Source organism: Haemophilus parainfluenzae T3T1, assembly GCF_000210895.1.
In the GTDB taxonomy this organism is placed as follows: domain Bacteria; phylum Pseudomonadota; class Gammaproteobacteria; order Enterobacterales; family Pasteurellaceae; genus Haemophilus_D; species Haemophilus_D parainfluenzae_A.
In genome coordinates, this window is record NC_015964.1 from 154,592 (window position 1) to 171,946 (window position 17,355).

General features: G+C 39.9%; 17 protein-coding genes. 6 read left to right on the plus strand and 11 right to left on the minus strand.

All coding sequences use genetic code 11. The features are described from left to right. Window positions 1-36: 36 nt before the first annotated feature. Window positions 37-1,575, plus strand: a complete 1,539-nt coding sequence (gene nhaB / locus PARA_RS00785; RefSeq protein WP_014064101.1) for a Na(+)/H(+) antiporter NhaB — start codon at window positions 37-39, stop codon at window positions 1,573-1,575. Window positions 1,576-1,594: 19 nt separating this feature from the next. Then, window positions 1,595-2,128, plus strand: coding sequence for a disulfide bond formation protein DsbB (dsbB, locus tag PARA_RS00790; RefSeq protein ID WP_014064102.1), 534 nt, complete (start codon window positions 1,595-1,597; stop codon window positions 2,126-2,128). A gap of 74 nt (window positions 2,129-2,202) precedes the next feature. Here the strand turns inward: dsbB and PARA_RS00795 are convergent, their stop codons facing one another. The 10 genes from PARA_RS00795 to PARA_RS00840 form a co-directional block, all read right to left on the minus strand. Next, window positions 2,203-2,478, minus strand: coding sequence for a DUF1294 domain-containing protein (locus PARA_RS00795; protein ID WP_014064103.1), 276 nt, complete (start codon window positions 2,476-2,478; stop codon window positions 2,203-2,205). Window positions 2,479-2,581: 103 nt separating this feature from the next. Next, the gene (locus PARA_RS00800; RefSeq protein WP_014064104.1) at window positions 2,582-4,288 is read right to left on the minus strand and encodes a tetratricopeptide repeat protein; all 1,707 of its coding nucleotides are present in this window, start codon (window positions 4,286-4,288) and stop codon (window positions 2,582-2,584) included. A gap of 349 nt (window positions 4,289-4,637) precedes the next feature. Next, complete coding sequence (glyA, locus tag PARA_RS00805) at window positions 4,638-5,903, minus strand: serine hydroxymethyltransferase (RefSeq protein ID WP_014064105.1); 1,266 nt, start codon at window positions 5,901-5,903, stop codon at window positions 4,638-4,640. Window positions 5,904-6,018: 115 nt separating this feature from the next. After that, complete coding sequence (locus PARA_RS00810) at window positions 6,019-6,588, minus strand: hypothetical protein (RefSeq protein WP_014064106.1); 570 nt, start codon at window positions 6,586-6,588, stop codon at window positions 6,019-6,021. Window positions 6,589-6,684: 96 nt separating this feature from the next. Further along, on the minus strand, window positions 6,685-7,230 hold the full coding sequence (locus PARA_RS00815) for a hypothetical protein (RefSeq protein WP_014064107.1): 546 nt from the start codon (window positions 7,228-7,230) through the stop codon (window positions 6,685-6,687). A gap of 63 nt (window positions 7,231-7,293) precedes the next feature. Further along, window positions 7,294-8,517: a DUF711 family protein gene (locus PARA_RS00820; RefSeq protein ID WP_014064108.1), complete on the minus strand. Its 1,224-nt coding sequence runs from the start codon at window positions 8,515-8,517 to the stop codon at window positions 7,294-7,296. 24 nt (window positions 8,518-8,541) lie between these two features. Next, window positions 8,542-9,831 carry a phosphoribosylamine--glycine ligase gene (purD, locus tag PARA_RS00825; RefSeq protein ID WP_014064109.1) on the minus strand — a complete coding sequence of 430 codons (1,290 nt, stop codon included), beginning with the start codon at window positions 9,829-9,831 and terminating at the stop codon, window positions 8,542-8,544. 154 nt (window positions 9,832-9,985) lie between these two features. Further along, window positions 9,986-11,584 carry a bifunctional phosphoribosylaminoimidazolecarboxamide formyltransferase/IMP cyclohydrolase gene (gene purH, locus PARA_RS00830; RefSeq protein ID WP_014064110.1) on the minus strand — a complete coding sequence of 533 codons (1,599 nt, stop codon included), beginning with the start codon at window positions 11,582-11,584 and terminating at the stop codon, window positions 9,986-9,988. 184 nt (window positions 11,585-11,768) lie between these two features. Beyond that, window positions 11,769-12,167 (minus strand): DoxX family protein, encoded by a 399-nt coding sequence (locus tag PARA_RS00835; RefSeq protein ID WP_014064111.1) that lies wholly within the window; start codon window positions 12,165-12,167, stop codon window positions 11,769-11,771. A gap of 110 nt (window positions 12,168-12,277) precedes the next feature. After that, window positions 12,278-14,044, minus strand: a complete 1,767-nt coding sequence (locus PARA_RS00840) for a protein-disulfide reductase DsbD (RefSeq protein WP_041918189.1) — start codon at window positions 14,042-14,044, stop codon at window positions 12,278-12,280. Window positions 14,045-14,224: 180 nt separating this feature from the next. On the opposite strand from PARA_RS00840, the gene arcA reads away from it, so the two are divergent. The 4 genes from arcA (at window position 14,225) to ykgO (ending at window position 16,107) form a co-directional block, all read left to right on the plus strand. Then, complete coding sequence (arcA, locus tag PARA_RS00845) at window positions 14,225-14,938, plus strand: two-component system response regulator ArcA (RefSeq protein WP_014064113.1); 714 nt, start codon at window positions 14,225-14,227, stop codon at window positions 14,936-14,938. Window positions 14,939-15,050: 112 nt separating this feature from the next. Then, window positions 15,051-15,533 carry an SsrA-binding protein SmpB gene (gene smpB, locus PARA_RS00850; protein ID WP_014064114.1) on the plus strand — a complete coding sequence of 161 codons (483 nt, stop codon included), beginning with the start codon at window positions 15,051-15,053 and terminating at the stop codon, window positions 15,531-15,533. A gap of 160 nt (window positions 15,534-15,693) precedes the next feature. Beyond that, a complete protein-coding gene (locus tag PARA_RS00855; protein ID WP_014064115.1) occupies window positions 15,694-15,960 on the plus strand; it encodes a type B 50S ribosomal protein L31 in 267 nt (88 codons plus the stop codon). A 9-nt stretch (window positions 15,961-15,969) separates the two neighbouring features. Further along, the gene (gene ykgO, locus PARA_RS00860) at window positions 15,970-16,107 is read left to right on the plus strand and encodes a type B 50S ribosomal protein L36 (protein ID WP_005695435.1); all 138 of its coding nucleotides are present in this window, start codon (window positions 15,970-15,972) and stop codon (window positions 16,105-16,107) included. 51 nt (window positions 16,108-16,158) lie between these two features. Here the strand turns inward: ykgO and cgtA are convergent, their stop codons facing one another. Next, the gene (cgtA, locus tag PARA_RS00865; protein WP_005697855.1) at window positions 16,159-17,331 is read right to left on the minus strand and encodes an Obg family GTPase CgtA; all 1,173 of its coding nucleotides are present in this window, start codon (window positions 17,329-17,331) and stop codon (window positions 16,159-16,161) included. Window positions 17,332-17,355: the final 24 nt, after the last annotated feature.

Consider the following 17,355-nt stretch of genomic DNA (forward strand, 5'->3'; position numbering starts at 1 on the left):
TTACAATGACAAGACTATAAAAAAACGGAGTTCGATATGACTTACACACAAGCATTCATGAAAAACTTTCTGGGCGCAAGTCCAGATTGGTATAAATTAACCATTATTGCCTTCTTGGTAATTAATCCAATTTTATTCTTTTTCGTCAGCCCATTTATTGCTGGCTGGCTACTCGTAGCTGAGTTTATTTTCACCCTAGCCATGGCATTAAAATGCTACCCTCTTCAACCAGGTGGTTTATTAGCATTTGAAGCCATTGCCATTGGCATGACGAATGCCGAACACGTTAAAGCGGAGATCCTGGCAAACTTTGAAGTGGTTTTACTTTTAATCTTCATGGTCGCTGGTATTTATTTTATGAAGCAACTTTTGCTTTATGTGTTCACCAAGTTATTAGTCCGTATCCGTTCTAAAATCGTACTTTCTATCGCGTTCTGTTTTAGTGCTGCATTTCTTTCAGCTTTCTTAGATGCACTTACTGTTGTTGCAGTAATTATCAGCGTAGCTATGGGTTTCTATGGGGTTTATCACAAAGTCGCATCTGGTAAAACACTACAAGATGCGGTTGATATTTCTGATGATAACAAAATTAAAAATCACGAAACTCTCGAAAAATTCCGCTCTTTCTTACGTAGCTTAATGATGCATGCTGGTGTCGGTACTGCACTCGGTGGTGTAATGACCATGGTGGGTGAACCACAAAACTTAATCATTGCAGAACAAGCCAAATGGAATTTCATTGAATTTTTCTTCCGTATGGCTCCTGTGACAGTCCCTGTATTTATCTGCGGATTACTCACTTGTATTTTAGTCGAAAAATTTAAATTATTCGGTTATGGTGAAAAACTACCGGAAGAAGTATGGCAAGTCTTAGCGGATTTAGATCGTGAAAACGCACAAAAAATGTCTAAACAAGATAAGATTCGTCTTTCTGTCCAAGCGGTTATCGCGGTTTGGTTGATCTTAGGTTTAGCCTTCCATTTAGCGGCTGTAGGCATGATTGGTTTAAGTGTGATTATCCTTGCAACAACCTTTACTGGTGTAACTGATGAACACGCTATTGGTAAAGCATTCCAAGAAAGTTTACCTTTCACTGCATTATTAGTCGTATTTTTCTCTGTCGTTGCGGTGATTATCGATCAAAAACTTTTTGCGCCAATTATTCACTTTGTATTAAGTTCTGAAGAGAAAACACAGTTAGCATTATTCTACGGTTTCAATGGTTTACTTTCTGCGATTTCTGATAACGTATTCGTAGCAACAGTTTATATCAATGAAGCGAAACATGCCCTTGCGACAGGCTCAATTGCACCGCACCAATTTGAATTACTTGCGGTAGCAATCAATACAGGTACAAACTTACCTTCTGTCGCTACACCAAACGGTCAAGCCGCGTTCTTGTTCTTATTAACGTCATCGCTTGCACCGTTAATTAAACTTTCTTATGGTAGAATGGTCTACATGGCATTGCCTTACACTATCGTATTAACGCTAGTTGGTTTCCTTGCAATCGAATTTATCCTACCAAGAATGACGATTTGGCTTGCAAACCTTGGCTTAATTCTTCCAATTTAATGAAGCATAAGGAGAAAGAATGCTCGACTTTTTTAAGCAATTATCCCTTAAACGTTCAGCGTGGATCTTTTTGGCATTTTCCGCATTTGCCTTAGAATCGACTGCACTTTACTTTCAATACGGCATGGGTTTACAACCTTGCGTACTTTGTGTTTACGAACGTTTAGCTATGGTAGGGTTATTTATTGCTGGTTTTATCGGCGCCTTAGCCCCTAGTTCGCTTATTGTCCGCATTCTTGCTCTTATTGTGGGTTTATTTAGTGCAATCAAAGGATTAATGATTTCCATTCGTCACCTTGATTTACAAATGAACCCTGCGCCATGGAAACAATGTGAATTTATACCAAACTTTCCAGAAACGTTACCATTCCATAAATGGCTACCTGCGGTCTTCAATCCGACAGGCAGCTGCAACGAAAGCCAATGGTCACTTTTCGGCATCACGATGGTGCAATGGTTGGTATTTATTTTCGCTGTCTATGTCATTGTGTTGGGATTAATTACACTTTCACAAGTGAAGAAAAGTCGAAATCGACGCCTCATTTTTAAGTAGTCTAATCGCATACTAAAAAGCCTAGAGATATTCTCTAGGCTTTTTTCTTACTGAAAGTCATTCTGTACTCAACATTATTCAAGAAAGAAATACCAATAAGGCATTAAGATCAACCAAATAAAAGCACTGAGAATAACAACAAATTTAAAACTAAAGTGTTTGGTTTTATGACGAAAGCGTTTCATCCCGCAATAAACACCAATAAACCCACCAAGCAGGCTTAATAGAAAGAAAGTATTTTCAGAAATTCGCCAGCCGTGACGAACCGCGCGGACTTTGTCTTTCCACATTAAAAAATAAGCAGCGATATTTACCGCCGCTAACATCACCAATAAAAGCTGAATCAGCATTATGCGTAAACAAGAAGATCAAAAATAATAGTTCATTTTAACATATTGATCTGGTATTACGCCTCTCCTTTTGCATGAACAAACATCAAGTAAGGTGTTATTTTTATAGCATCTCACAGGCTTTTTCATATCCAGCTTCACAGGATTTTTTAAACCATTGATCGGCAAGTTTGCTATTGCGTTTTGTGCCAAAGCCATTGTCATACATCGCACCTAAATTATACATTCCCTCAGGACTGCCGTTTTCAGCAGCAAGTTGGAAATACAAAAAAGCTTTGGCATCATCTTTTGGTGTGCCGAACCCATTAAAGTGAAGAATGCCTAACTCATTTTGCGCTTCACCGTTCCAACTTCCGCCTGCTAATTCATAACATTCCCGCGCAGCTTGGTAATCTTTAATGGTATCACTATAAGTATAAAGAAATCCAAGTTGGTAATAAGCTTCTTTAATGTCTTTTTTCGCGGCCTTTTTATACCATTTGATCGCTTCTAATTCATCTTTTCTAACTAAATCACCTGAACTATATTCAAATCCTAAATTATAGTAAGCCAGCCCATAACCTTGTTCTGCACTACGATGTAGCCATTTCATCGCTTCTTCGCTATTTTGTTCAACTCCTTCGCCTTTTGCATAGCGATTGTACAGACTATTTTGTGCATCAGCATCACCTTGTTCCGCAGCGGCTTTATACCATTTAAAGGCTTCTTCATTATTCTGTTCAATTTCATCCCCTCGAACGTAAGCCATCGCTAAATCCTTTTGTGCCTCAAGATTGCCTTCTTTAGCTCGTTCAAGTAATGCACCAAAATCATCACGCACAGCAAGACGACTTTGCAGCTGTTGCATTGAGCGTTCGACATCCTCTCCAGCTTCTTTTGCAAGTAGATAAAACTCTTGAGCTTTTTCTAAATTTTGTGGCACATTACCTAGCCCATCCTGGTAAATCTCAGCCAATTCCCTAGCCGCATCCCTCATTTGGTATTCTGCTGCTAGCTCTAGCCATTTCAGGGCTTTCTGGCTATCTTGTTGAACGCCCTCACCTCTTTTATAAGCATTACCAACATAGTAATAGGCATCAATTAAGCCATTTTCAGCAGCTTTTAAATACCATTTGAAGGCTTGCTTTTTATCCCCTTTAAAACCGTGTAAATTTGCTAAACCATACATTGCATGGGGAAGCCCCATTTCAGCAGCTTTGGTTAGGTATTTTTGCGCTTCAACATAATTGGTTGGAATATCCTCGTGAGCGTTGTAGAGCGTCCCAAGGTTATTATAAAGCGTCATTAAATCTTCATTGGTTAAATCTTGTTTATTCTTCTCAGCAAGCAAGTAATATTCTAATGCTTTAGGATAATTAATTGGAACTTCATATCCTATAACGCCATCATATACCTGCGCTAAGAGGTATGAAGCAAGCCCATGATTGTCATATTTCTCTAGCATTTGCATGCCTTTAAATGTGTCTTGCTCCACGCCAATGCCTAAAAGATAGAATCGTCCCAAACTAATTGTCGCTCGTTTATCGCCTTGACGAATGCCTTGCTCAAACCATTCCACTGATTTTTCAGGTTCGCCCATATTATCATAAAGCGCACCAATATTATTTGCCGCCAATGGATAACCCAATGCATTCGCGCGATGATATAACGTCATCGCTTTATCGTAATCGACTTCTTCCCCTTTACCAAGAGCATATACTCTCCCCAACTGATATATTGCCTCTGCATCACCTTGTTCTGCATGTTGCTTTAAGGCTTCAAGACTATTTTTGTCAGTCGAGCGAAATAAACTTAATAATGTTTTAAACATGGGACTTCCTTTGGGAGATAAATGTATTTCAATTGAATCGAAAGTGCGGTTGGATTTTTAACTAAATTGGATAATAGGCTCAGCACCGTTAAACCACTATCGTGGCAATTTAAGTAAGCATAATGGAGACTGGTTTTTACCCGGGCTTTTTAGGCTGAAGAATTAATATATTTATCGTTTAGTTGAGCTACCAAATAATATAGTATTTTATTCAACTATTCAATTACTCAGAAAAATAGCACTATAACATCAACTAATTAGCCTTTCCCTATAAATCATAAAAAAATTGAAATAAAAAACGGCAACATCCTTTATTGATGTCACCGTTTCTTTTAACAACGATTAAAAATTAGCTTGCGTAAACAGGAAGACGTTTGCAGATTGCCAATACTTTTTCTTTGGTTGCTGCAATCACTTGTTCTTCGTTTTCTTTGCCTAATGCATCTAATACATCACACATCCAGCCAGCTAATTCACGACAGTCTTGTTCATTAAAACCACGACGAGTCACTGCTGGTGTACCGACACGAATACCAGAGGTCACAAATGGTTTTTGTGGATCATTTGGTACAGAGTTTTTATTCACTGTGATATTCGCTTTACCTAACGCGGCATCCGCTGCTTTACCAGTTAAGCCTTGTTTGATGAAGCTCACTAAGAATAAATGGTTTTCTGTACCATTTGAAACCACGTCATAACCGCGTTGTTTAAACACTTCTACCATTGCTTTCGCATTTTTAATCACGTTTGCTTGGTATTCTTTATAAGCTGGTTCTAACGCTTCTTTGAAACATACCGCTTTCGCCGCAATAATGTGAACTAATGGACCACCTTGGTTTGCAGGGAAAACAGAAGATTGTAAGCGTTTATAAAGCTCTTCATCACCACAAGAAGAAAGGATTAAACCACCACGCGGACCACCTAAGGTTTTATGGGTAGTTGTTGTGACAACATGTGCGTATGGTAATGGGTTTGGATATAAACCTGCTGCGATTAAACCTGCAACGTGCGCCATATCCACAAATAAATACGCGCCTACTTCATCCGCGATTTCGCGCATTTTTTTCCAATCTACCACTTGAGAATAAGCAGAGAAACCCGCCACAATCATTTTTGGTTTGTGCTCTAATGCTTTTTGACGCACATTTTCATAGTCAATTAAACCATCAGCAGTGATACCATAAAGTACAGAATTATAGATTTTACCGGAGAAACTCACTTTCGCCCCGTGGGTTAAGTGACCACCGTGTGCTAAATCCATCCCTAAAATGGTATCGCCCGCATTGATTAATGCACCATATACCGCCGCATTAGCTTGTGAACCAGAATGTGGTTGTACGTTTACATAATCCGCACCAAACAACTCTTTAGCACGATCAATCGCTAACTGCTCGACAATGTCTGCGTACTCACAACCGCCGTAGTAACGTTTACCTGGGTAGCCTTCAGCATACTTGTTAGTAAACTGTGAACCTTGCGCTTCCATTACGCGTGGACTCGCATAGTTTTCAGACGCGATAAGCTCGATATGCTCTTCTTGACGACGATTTTCGTCCTGAATGGCTTGCCATAGAACCGGATCGTAATCAGCGATGTTCATACTTTTTTTAAACATTGTGTTTTCCTCGTTGTTTGCATTATTTGTGTATAGTTTACCTGTTTCTAGGCAAAAACTTAATCAAAAATTTCGACCATATTTTTCATTATTACAATGAAAAACATTCATTTATCTAAATCGAGCCTTTTTCTTTCACTAATTTTTCAATTAATTTAACTTCTTTTGTTTTCTCACCAGCACCGAGTTTACGGCATTGGCTGGTTTCTTTCGTATAAGTATTAAAATTTGTCATCCTTGTTGGACTTTTCATTTTAATCTTCATATCCAAATGATCACCACAACGATCACAAGGTGAAACAAATTCCTTATCTAATTCTTTAAATTCTGGAGATTGTTCAATAATTTTCGCGACTTGTGGTGAATGGGCTGTTTTAAATAGACGATCGGTAAAATCATAACTTAACTTACCATCACTCGCCTGCCATTTAGCTTTAGCTTGCAATAAATAACGCATCCAGCCTTCTTTTGTATCAATCTGTGAAATACCGCGTAGAAGCACAGTTTGATCCGCTCGATAAGTGACATAATCAAAATGCTCAACTGGCAAAGGTGCCTTGGCGGCGGGTTTCACATGACAAATCCAATCCCCCACCAACGCTTTTTCCTGTTCAGTTTGCTGATGCGCCGTTGCACATCCCGATAGCAATACAGCGACAAGACTACCTAATACTAATTTTCTCATAGTAATACTCCTTTTATTAAGTTGATTTCCGCACTATCAAAAATAAAGTGCGGTTAAAATCACGTTTGTTTTGTATCAAGCTTAAAATAATTGTATTTATTTCTTCACAAACCACTGATTCAATAACTGAATATCTTTGTCATTCTCTGTGACTCGTCGGCAAGTCGCAAAATCCTTATCTAAAATAAGTTGATTGCCATTCTGTTTAAGTTCAATTGGCATATTCACGTGATCGCCTGATTTGCTATAAAACGTAGCTAATTGCTCTTTTTCTTGTTTTTGTAATTTCTTATCTTGCTTGATGGCTTTCGCCACATTATTACTGTGCGCAGGCACCATCGCGCGATTAACAAAATCAAAACTCAAGACATTATTTTGGCTCTGCCATTTCACCTTACCTTTTGTTAAATAACGAATAGTTGTCTCTTTATCCAATTCAATGTAGGAAATGCCTCGCAAGGCGCCTGTTCCATCTGGCTTTAAGACAAAGTGATCTAAGCGATCGTAAGTTTGTTTATCTTGTGTCGGGATAGTATGACAAATCCACTCGCCATCTAATGTTGAACTTTGTGAGACATTTGAAGCCCCCGAGCAACCTGTTAATAATGCAGCAACAAGGCTACCTAATATTAATTTTCTCATGAGATACTCCTTTTATTGACAGTAGGGATAACGTTGTTCACAACAAAATAGGGAAATTTTCGTTTAATCAGGAATGTGTAAAAGGCGGCAGTTACATAAATCATCACTCTCAAATTCTGATATTTCACCTGCAACCTTATTCGGAATTGGGAATAAGCGTACAGTTAGTGGTTTATTTAAGCGAAATGCCATTGTTCCTGTATCGCGCATAATAGCGGCAATGCTTTCTGCCTTGACATCTCCCGCCACTGGGACTGTGTCTAAACCGATACCACATACTGCACTATAAGTCAGTAAAGCACGGATATCAAAATAGTGTTTTTGTGTCCCTTCGGCTAAACCTAAATCTTCTGTCACCGCCAACATCAATCCAGAAAACCCAACCAATGGCACATGTTGGATTGATTTAAACACTGTTGTCAGTAAAGCAGAAACCTCTACTGAACCAGCTGCACCAAAATAAGGCAATCCCATTAATTCATAGATTTTTGTCATGGATGAACAATTTTTAGATGGTGCCGCCGAACTATCAATGCCTGCAAATTCAAATTCACCCGATAATTTGACTGCACTTAACACCTCTAATACTTGATCTACATGATATTGCAGGGCTTGCGACATAGCTTGATAGCAATCAGCATAAAATTGATTATGAGGCGATTTTGGCACAGATTTTAATACTTCGACTAATAAATCGGGTGTTTCGAACCCAATGACAAAACTGTTTGGCAAATGACTTAGATGATAACCGGCGGGGAAATAAGGAATAAATGGCTTGCAGTTAAAATTCACCGTAAAGTTAAAATTACCTTCGCCACGTGGTGTGATGTTTGCAATTTTTTGTACGGCATAAACAGATTGCTCAATGAGTTCATTATCTAACACACCATTTTCATCTAATGGTACATTTACACAAGCATTACACAAGTCGCCATAAGCCGCGATTAACTCTGGCAATAACGCAATTTCCTCTTTATTTCTCGCTGCGCCTATTGCAAATCGAAGGCGAATTCCACTTTCATTAAATTTATTCAATAATTCCGTTAAATACTGCAAATCTGCTTTTGCTGTCTGCAAATTGGTTAAATCCAAATATTCACCAAAGGGATTGGTGATCACTCGAATCGATTGCAAGGTATAACCTGCTTTCTGCACAGCTGGCAATAATAAATCCACATCACGTTTCACCGAATAAAGGGCGCTTTCCCATTGGGATTTATCTTTATGTAATGTCAGAAAAAAACTTATTGTGCGAAGACGACATAATTCTTTATTTTTATAATCCATACGATTCCTTAACATTAAATGTCGTTATTTTTGCTGCTCACGTTCAACAGCACGATAGCCAATATCTCGACGATAAAAACGTCCAGTCCATTGAATTTGCTCAGCGAGTTTTAAGGCTTTTTGTTGCGCATCAAATACGCTTTCGCCTAATGCAGTAACACAAAGCACGCGACCACCATTTGTGACTAATTTTCCTTCTTTTTCTGCGACGCCCGCTAAGAAAACTTTCTCATTTTCGACCGCACTTTGTGGTAAACCGCTAATCACATCGCCTTTACGATAATCGCCTGGATAGCCTTCCGCGGCTAACACAATACCTAAGGACGCTTTTGGATTCCATTGGGATTTCACTTCATCCAATTTTCCCTCGCAAGCTTTAAGGCAAAGCTCAATGAGATCTGATTCAAGGCGTAGCATAATTGGCTGTGTTTCTGGATCGCCAAAACGGCAGTTAAATTCAATTACTTTCGGCTGACCATTTGACATGATCATTAGTCCTGCATACAAGAAACCGGTGTAAACATTGCCTTCTGCCGCCATACCATTAACCGTTGGATAAATAACTTCACGCATAATGCGATCATGAATTTCAGGTGTCACCACTGGTGCAGGCGAATACGCCCCCATGCCACCAGTATTTAAACCTGTATCATTTTCGCCCACGCGTTTATGATCTTGACTGGTTGCCATTGGCTCGACGTTTTTACCGTCCACCATGACGATAAAGCTGGCTTCTTCGCCATCTAGAAACTCTTCAATCACCACTCGGCTACCCGCTTCACCAAAGGCATTGCCTGAAAGCATATCACGTACAGCGTCTTCCGCTTCTTGCAATGTCATTGCAACGATTACCCCTTTACCCGCCGCTAAACCATCCGCTTTAACGACAATTGGTGCACCTTTCTCACGCAAGTACGCCAATGCAGGTTCTACTTCGGTGAAGTTTTGATATTCTGCCGTTGGGATTTTATGACGAGCGAGGAAATCTTTGGTAAATGCTTTTGAACCTTCCAATTGTGCAGCCGCTTGAGTTGGGCCAAAAATTTTCAATCCAGCAGCCCGAAATGCATCAACTACCCCAATCACTAATGGTGCTTCAGGGCCAACAATGGTTAATCCAATTTGTTTATCTTGAGCAAATTTCACTAAGGCAGGGATATCTGTCGCAGAAATATTCACGTTTTCTACTTTGTGTTCCAATGCGGTACCTGCGTTGCCCGGTGCGGCAAAAACTTTATCTGCTAATGGAGATTGTGCTGCTTTCCATGCTAAGGCGTGTTCACGACCGCCATTTCCGATGATGAGGATGTTCATATTGCTCCTTGTATCTTTTTAAATTTAATCCCCTCTTTAGCAAAGAGGGGAAGGGGAGATTTGGCAGAAGTTATTTCAACCTCATAGTATATTTAGCATCGTTTAAATCTCCCCCTCGCCCCCTCTTTGCTAAAGAGGGGGATAGTTAGATAAATTAATGTCTAAAATGACGCATTCCAGTTAATACCATCACCATATTATGTTCATCCGCTGCATCGATGACTTCTTGATCGCGCATTGAACCACCTGGATGGATAACACATTGAATCCCTACTTTCGCCGCCGCATCAATACCGTCACGGAATGGGAAGAACGCATCAGATGCCATCACACAACCGGCTACGGTTAAACCTTCATCCTGTGCCTTAATACCTGCAATCTTCGCAGAATATACGCGGCTCATTTGGCCTGCACCAATGCCGATAGTTTGATTGTCTTTGGCATAAACAATAGCATTGGATTTCACAAATTTCGCTACTTTCCAGCAGAATAATAAGTCTTTTAATTCTTGTTCAGTTGGTTGACGTTTACTTACCACTTTTAAATCATCCACGCCAACCATGCCTAAATCCGCATCTTGTACTAATAAACCGCCGTTTACACGTTTGAAATCTAGACGTTCAGAACGTGAAGTCCATTCACCACATTCAAGTAAACGAACATTTTTCTTACGTTTCACCACTTCTTGCGCTTCAGCTGATACTTTCGGCGCAATAATCACTTCAACAAATTGGCGTTCTACAATTTCAGTCGCAGTTTTTTCGTCTAATTCACGGTTGAAAGCAATAATGCCGCCAAATGCAGAAGTTGGATCGGTTTGGTAAGCACGGTTATAAGCTTCTAAAATATCTTTACCTAAAGCCACACCACATGGATTAGCGTGTTTAACGATCACGCAAGCCGGCTCATCAAATTCTTTCACGCATTCAAGTGCTGCATCGGTGTCAGCAATATTATTGTAAGACAAGGCTTTACCTTGTAATTGATGAGCGGTGGCTACGCTCGCTTCTTTCACATTTAAATCAACGTAGAAAGCCGCATTTTGATGGGAATTCTCGCCGTAACGCATGGTTTGTTTGCGCACGAAGTTAAGGTTTAAAGTACGTGGGAATTGACCGCACTTCGCATTCGCGTCTTCTTCCTCTGCCACATGATACGGTTTCACCATTTGTCCAAAATAGTTGGCAATCATAGAATCATATTGAGCGGTATGTTCAAATGCTTTAATCGCAAGGTCAAAACGAGTTTCAAGTGTTAGGCTGTTTTGGTGTTTATCCATTTCAGCAAGAATGGCGTTGAAATCATGATTATTCACCACGATCGCCACATCTTTATGGTTTTTCGCTGCAGAACGCACCATGGTTGGCCCACCGATATCGATATTTTCTACCGCATCAGCCAAGGTGCAATCTGGTTTAGCCACGGTAGCTGCAAATGGATATAAATTCACAACGACCATATCAATGCCTTCAATGCCATGTTGCTGCATGATAGCATCATCTGTACCACGGCGACCAAGAATCCCGCCATGCACTTTTGGATGCAAGGTTTTCACACGACCGTCCATCATTTCAGGGAATCCCGTATAATCAGACACTTCAGTCACCGGCAAACCATGCTGCTCCAACAATTTTGCGGTACCGCCTGTGGAAAGTAGTTTTACACCTCGCTGTACTAAGCCTTGAGCAAATTCTACGATACCGGTTTTATCAGAAACACTCAGTAAAGCCTGACGAATTGGACGATCTGTCATTACATTTTCCTTTCATTAAATGGTTAAAAATAAGCGCGGGGAATTATAACGCAAACGTTTGCGTTTATGTAGAAAAAATTTTCCTGGTAAGCGCACTTCAAGGTTCGACTGCTTATTATTTAGGAGGTTTAAAAAATAAAAAAGCCCGCAAAATGCGGGCAACCTAACAGTGTGAATAATGTGATTAGCGTTTGCGGTTATCTAAAGAAAATGCACCGGCACCAGCAAACACAAAATAGAAGAACACGAGAGAGTAAAGTAAAGCAAGTTCACCACCGTTCGCGATTGGGAAGAATAAATTCCCTTTACCTGCAACGTGCATAAAGAAATACGCATAAGCCATTTGACCCGAAAGGATAAATGCCGCAGGGCGAACAAATAAACCTAAAATTAATAGGATTGAACCGACAATCTCGATTACTCCACCGACAATCATCATTGGATCACCCACTGCGCCGTTACCGCCCGTCATTGAAATTGGGAATTCCCAGAATTTCGCTGTGCCGTGTAAGATAAACATATACGCAGCGATGATACGTAATAAAGCTAAAACATACGGAGAGTATTTTTCTAAATTTTTCATAAAGTTTTCCTAATAAAAAGTAATTTGAGAACGGGGTGTATATTAATGATTAACTCAAAGCCAAACAATACCTCAAATCGAAAAGGACTTTTTACTATTAGGAAATAATTTTACGCTTTACTGATTTTCTCAATCCATTGTAAAAACTCAACGGGCGGCATGAATCCGTTAACACGACTTCCCTCAATTTCTTTTCCATCTCGGTTAAAGAACAAAATAGTCGGTAAACCTAACACTTTATATTTTGCCATTAAAGCGCGGTTTTCTTCGGAGTTTTTTGTCATATCAACCTGAAGGAGCAGCATGTCACCAAAGGCTTTTTGGACACTAGGATCACTAAATGTTTCTTTTTCAAACTCTTTACAAGCCACACACCAATCCGCATAAAGATCGAGCATCACAAGCGATTTGTTATTTTCTGACAGTGCTTGTTGCAATTCAGCTTCGCTTCCCACTTTCTTAAATTCAACATGAGAAACTGCCTTATTTTCGACCGCACTTGGTACTGAGCCTTCACCCCAAATCCAAGCTTGAAGCGGTTTAACACTAATCATAGCTGCCACTAAAAAGAAAATTCGGAATACCCAACCTGTGCCATTTTTTGGCATTTGGAAAGCAAACCAAATGAAAAATGCAGTACCCAGCATCGCCCATAATCTTGGTGTCCATTCATCCGGCAAAATACGAGAAATTAAGAATACTGGTAACGCGAGCATCACAAAGCCAAAGAGCTTTTTAACGGTTTCCATCCACATGCCTGATTTAGGCAGGATTTTATTCCCAAATAAAGTGATTAAAATCAGCGGTACGCCCATGCCCAACGCAAGCAAATAAAGCGTGATCGCGCCAGTAAATAAATCCCCACTCTGCGCCACATAAAGCAATGCGCCAGAAAGCGGTGCTGACGTACAAGGCGAAGCCACAAGCCCTGCAATCATCCCCATTAAGAACACGCCACCAAAGGCACCGGCTTTTTGCTGTTGGCTAAGTAAAGACAGTTTTGTTTGTAAGGAGCTTGGAAGCTGTAAGGTAAATACACCGAACATCGACAATGCTAACAAAACAAAGATGATTGATAAGCCAATCATCACGTAAGGATGTTGCAACGCCACTTGGAATGGCAAACCAATTGCCGCCACAATCAAGCCTAGCAAGGTATAAGTCAGTGCCATCCCCTGCACATATACAAAACTTAATGCGAAAGCGCGCCACATATTAGGGCGTTGATTTTGACCAATCACGATCGCTGAAAGCAACGGCAGCATTGGCAACACACAAGGGGTAAAAGCCAAACCTAAGCCCAATAAGAAAAAGCCAAATACGGCATATTTACTGTTAAATAAACTTTCCGCTAAACGGTCTTGCTCAGCTTTAGGTTGTGCTGAAAGTGCGGTCGATTTTTCCGATGTTTTTTCAGTATTAGCGACCTGTGCGATAGGTAAATCGGCTACTTTGATTTCTTTCACTTCAGGGGGATAACAAAAGCCCGATGTACAACCTTGGTAAGCAATTTCAACCACATCTTCTGCTTTTAATGGTGGGTGATTTACTTTAAAAATAGCTTGCACAGGCTTTTTGAAAATCTTCATTAAGCCAAAATAAGGATCGTTATAATCTTCAGGGGAAATAGAAAATATCGGCACATCAAATGATGAGGTTTCCGCTTGGTTGAGATTCACGGAAATTTTCTCTTGATAGAGATAATACCCTTCTGCTATCGACCAATTGACGATCACATTTTCTTGATTCTCGCTTTTCGCAGCTGAAAATTGAAAAGCGTCATCCACAGGTAAGAAAGCCGGTTTCTTATCAAAAAGACCGGCTTGAGTGGAAAGTGCGGTAAAAATAAAAAATAAAAAAAGAAGAATTCGCTTCATCATAAAGTTCCAACTATTGTTCCTACTAAAATTCTAGCATAGATGAGCGGAATGTTAATAATTTATGACTTAGATCATAAAATTAAATGTAATTTAAAAAAAAGACTGCACATTTCTGTTGTTACAGCAATGTTACAATTATAGAATATGCCCATAACGAAGTATAACAAGGAGCAATGAATGGCTACCCCAAAAATTCTCATCGTGGAAGATGAAGCGGTAACCCGTAATACGTTAAGAGGAATTTTTGAAGCTGAGGGCTATGAGGTATTACAAGCACAAGATGGTGCGGAAATGTATCGTCAGTTAAACTCAGAAACGGTCAATCTCATCGTATTAGATATCAACTTACCTGGTAAAAATGGTTTATTACTGGGGCGTGAATTACGTGAGAAAGCTGCAATTCCATTAATCTTCCTCACGGGACGAGATAACGAGGTCGATAAAATTTTAGGCTTGGAAATTGGGGCAGATGATTATCTCACTAAGCCATTTAACCCAAGAGAGCTCACCATTCGTGCGAGAAATTTATTACATCGTACCATGACACTAAATGGCAAAGAACCCCATTTACAACGTGAGAACTATCGTTTTAATGGGTGGACGCTGGATTTAAATAGCCACAATTTAATCACACCTGAAGGCGTTGAATTTAAACTGCCTCGTAGTGAATTCCGTGCCATGTTGCATTTCTGCGAAAACCCTGGCAAATTGCAAACTCGTGAAGAATTATTGCTAAAAATGACAGGACGTGAATTAAAACCACAAGATCGTACTGTGGATGTGACAATTCGTCGCATTCGCAAACATTTTGAAGATCATCCTAATACCCCAGAAATCATTGCTACCGTGCATGGTGAAGGCTATCGTTTCTGTGGTGAATTAGAAGAATAATCTATCATTTAGTAATAAAAGGCTGAGTCAAATCAGCCTTTTGTTTTTTGCTATCCACGGCGAGATTCGGTAAAATCAACACCAATTTAAGATTAATGAACAACGGATAATAATGACCAAGAAGAAAGTCAAAGTCGGCTCCAATACCATTGCGTTAAATAAACGAGCTCGACACGAATATTTTATTGAAGATGAAATTGAAGCCGGTCTTGAATTACAAGGTTGGGAAGTGAAATCAATGCGCGCAGGTAAAGCCAATATCAGCGACAGCTATATCATTTTTAAAAACGGGGAAGCCTATTTATTTGGTGCGACCATTCAACCATTAAGCTTGGCTTCTACTCACGTGGTTTGCGATCCGACGCGTACACGTAAGCTTTTATTGAATAAACGTGAACTGGATAATCTTTTCGGTAAATCAAGCCGTGATGGTTTTACCATTGTTGCCCTTTCTCTTTATTGGAAAGGCCCTTGGGCAAAGATCAAAATCGGCCTTGCGAAAGGTAAAAAACAACATGATAAACGTGATGATATTAAAGAGCGTGAATGGAAAGTGGCGAAAGAGCGTATTATGAAAAACGCGCACCGTGGATAACTCCCCCTCCAAACAGACAAAATGCCTTTCAACCGAAAGGCATTTTTCTTTTTCTCAATATGAAAAAAATTCTCATGGTTATGAATAAAATTATATTGATAATCATTCTCTTTTGAATTAGTATCTTCGCCCAATTCTTTTCGTTATATAAGGAGCTCTAATGAAAAAAGGCATTCACCCTGAAAATTATCGTACCGTTTTATTTTATGATTCCAACGCGAAACAAGGCTTTCTGATCCGTTCTTGTGCTAAAACTAACAACACCATGAAATGGGAAGATGGTAATGAATACCCTGTATTTATGTGTGATACTTCATCTGCTTCCCACCCGTTTTATACTGGTAAAACTCGTCAAATTGGTAACGAAGGTCGTGCAAGTGAATTTGCAAGCCGTTACGGTAAATTTGGCGCATTTAAATCAAAATAGGAATATTCAATGAAAGTATTATCTTCACTCAAAAGTGCAAAAAACCGTCCTGGCTGCAAAATTGTTCGTCGCCACGGTGTCGTTTATGTCATTTCGAAAACCAACCCTCGCTTTAAAGCGCGTCAAGGTGGGAAAAAGAAAGGTTAACCCCAATAAAAAAAGAGCGGTCAAATTTCCGCTCTTTTTTTCATTTAGGCATTAAGGTTTGTAAATAAACTCAACGCCTTCTTCATCTTCTTCGTCCCAATCATCCCAGTCGTCATCTTCATCATCAAATTGATGCTCAGCGAGCTGTTCTTGATGGTAGTCTTCCCATTTGAATTTCACTTCTTCTGGTTTATTTTCTTCTACTTCCGCATCACGTGGATTTGCTTCAATGAAATCCATAATATCACGACAAAGTGGTGGCACATTTTTACCGGTTGCGGCAGAAATAAGGTGATAGCCTTCTTCCCAACCAAGACGTTCGGTAATCTCTTGTGCTCGTTCATGTGCCTCTTCTTCAGTCATCGTATCAATTTTATTGAAGACTAACCAACGCGGTTTATCTGCCAATTTTTCGCTATATTGGAATAATTCAGACTCGATGATCGCAATATTATCCGCAGGATCGGATTCATCAATTGGGTTAATATCCACTAAATGAATTAACACACGACAACGTTCCAAGTGTTTTAAGAAACGAATTCCTAAACCTGCACCATCTGATGCGCCTTCAATCAATCCAGGAATATCTGCCACTACAAAGCTATGGCTCTCATCCACTTTCACTACACCTAAACTTGGCACTAAAGTGGTAAATGGATAATCAGCAACTTTTGGTTTTGCAGCTGAAACGGCACGAATAAAGGTCGATTTACCTGCATTTGGTAAACCTAACATCCCGACATCCGCAAGAAGCATCAATTCTAATAATAAATCACGTTTTTCCCCAGGTGTCCCCATGGTTTTTTGGCGAGGTGCACGGTTCACTGAAGATTTGAAACGTGTATTACCTAAACCATGATAACCACCTTTCGCCACTAACATTTTGGCACCATGCTTTGTTAAATCTCCAAGCACTTCTTTGGTGTCATTATCAATTGCACGCGTTCCCACCGGCACACGTAATGTAATATCTTTACCGCGACGACCTGTACAATCTGAACTATGCCCATTCTCACCGCGTTCTGCGGCAAAACGTTTCGTAAAGCGATAATCGATCAAGGTATTTAAATTTTCATCTGCAACCAAATAAACATCACCGCCATCACCGCCATCACCGCCATCAGGGCCGCCTTTTGGGATAAATTTTTCACGGCGGAAACTTACACAACCGTTTCCACCATCCCCTGCTTCCACACGAATCAGGGCTTCATCAATAAATTTCATAAAAACTCTCCAATATTTAACCGC

Bases quoted from the DNA above. Each gene is read 5' to 3' on its own strand.
- nhaB (WP_014064101.1), top strand. From the start codon at position 37: ATGACTTACACACAAGCATTCATGAAAAACTTTCTGGGCGCAAGTCCA.
- dsbB (WP_014064102.1), top strand. From the start codon at position 1,595: ATGCTCGACTTTTTTAAGCAATTATCCCTTAAACGTTCAGCGTGGATC.
- PARA_RS00795 (WP_014064103.1), bottom strand. From the start codon at position 2,478: ATGCTGATTCAGCTTTTATTGGTGATGTTAGCGGCGGTAAATATCGCT.
- PARA_RS00800 (WP_014064104.1), bottom strand. From the start codon at position 4,288: ATGTTTAAAACATTATTAAGTTTATTTCGCTCGACTGACAAAAATAGT.
- glyA (WP_014064105.1), bottom strand. From the start codon at position 5,903: ATGTTTAAAAAAAGTATGAACATCGCTGATTACGATCCGGTTCTATGG.
- PARA_RS00810 (WP_014064106.1), bottom strand. From the start codon at position 6,588: ATGAGAAAATTAGTATTAGGTAGTCTTGTCGCTGTATTGCTATCGGGA.
- PARA_RS00815 (WP_014064107.1), bottom strand. From the start codon at position 7,230: ATGAGAAAATTAATATTAGGTAGCCTTGTTGCTGCATTATTAACAGGT.
- PARA_RS00820 (WP_014064108.1), bottom strand. From the start codon at position 8,517: ATGGATTATAAAAATAAAGAATTATGTCGTCTTCGCACAATAAGTTTT.
- purD (WP_014064109.1), bottom strand. From the start codon at position 9,831: ATGAACATCCTCATCATCGGAAATGGCGGTCGTGAACACGCCTTAGCA.
- purH (WP_014064110.1), bottom strand. From the start codon at position 11,584: ATGACAGATCGTCCAATTCGTCAGGCTTTACTGAGTGTTTCTGATAAA.
- PARA_RS00835 (WP_014064111.1), bottom strand. From the start codon at position 12,167: ATGAAAAATTTAGAAAAATACTCTCCGTATGTTTTAGCTTTATTACGT.
- PARA_RS00840 (WP_041918189.1), bottom strand. From the start codon at position 14,044: ATGAAGCGAATTCTTCTTTTTTTATTTTTTATTTTTACCGCACTTTCC.
- arcA (WP_014064113.1), top strand. From the start codon at position 14,225: ATGGCTACCCCAAAAATTCTCATCGTGGAAGATGAAGCGGTAACCCGT.
- smpB (WP_014064114.1), top strand. From the start codon at position 15,051: ATGACCAAGAAGAAAGTCAAAGTCGGCTCCAATACCATTGCGTTAAAT.
- PARA_RS00855 (WP_014064115.1), top strand. From the start codon at position 15,694: ATGAAAAAAGGCATTCACCCTGAAAATTATCGTACCGTTTTATTTTAT.
- ykgO (WP_005695435.1), top strand. From the start codon at position 15,970: ATGAAAGTATTATCTTCACTCAAAAGTGCAAAAAACCGTCCTGGCTGC.
- cgtA (WP_005697855.1), bottom strand. From the start codon at position 17,331: ATGAAATTTATTGATGAAGCCCTGATTCGTGTGGAAGCAGGGGATGGT.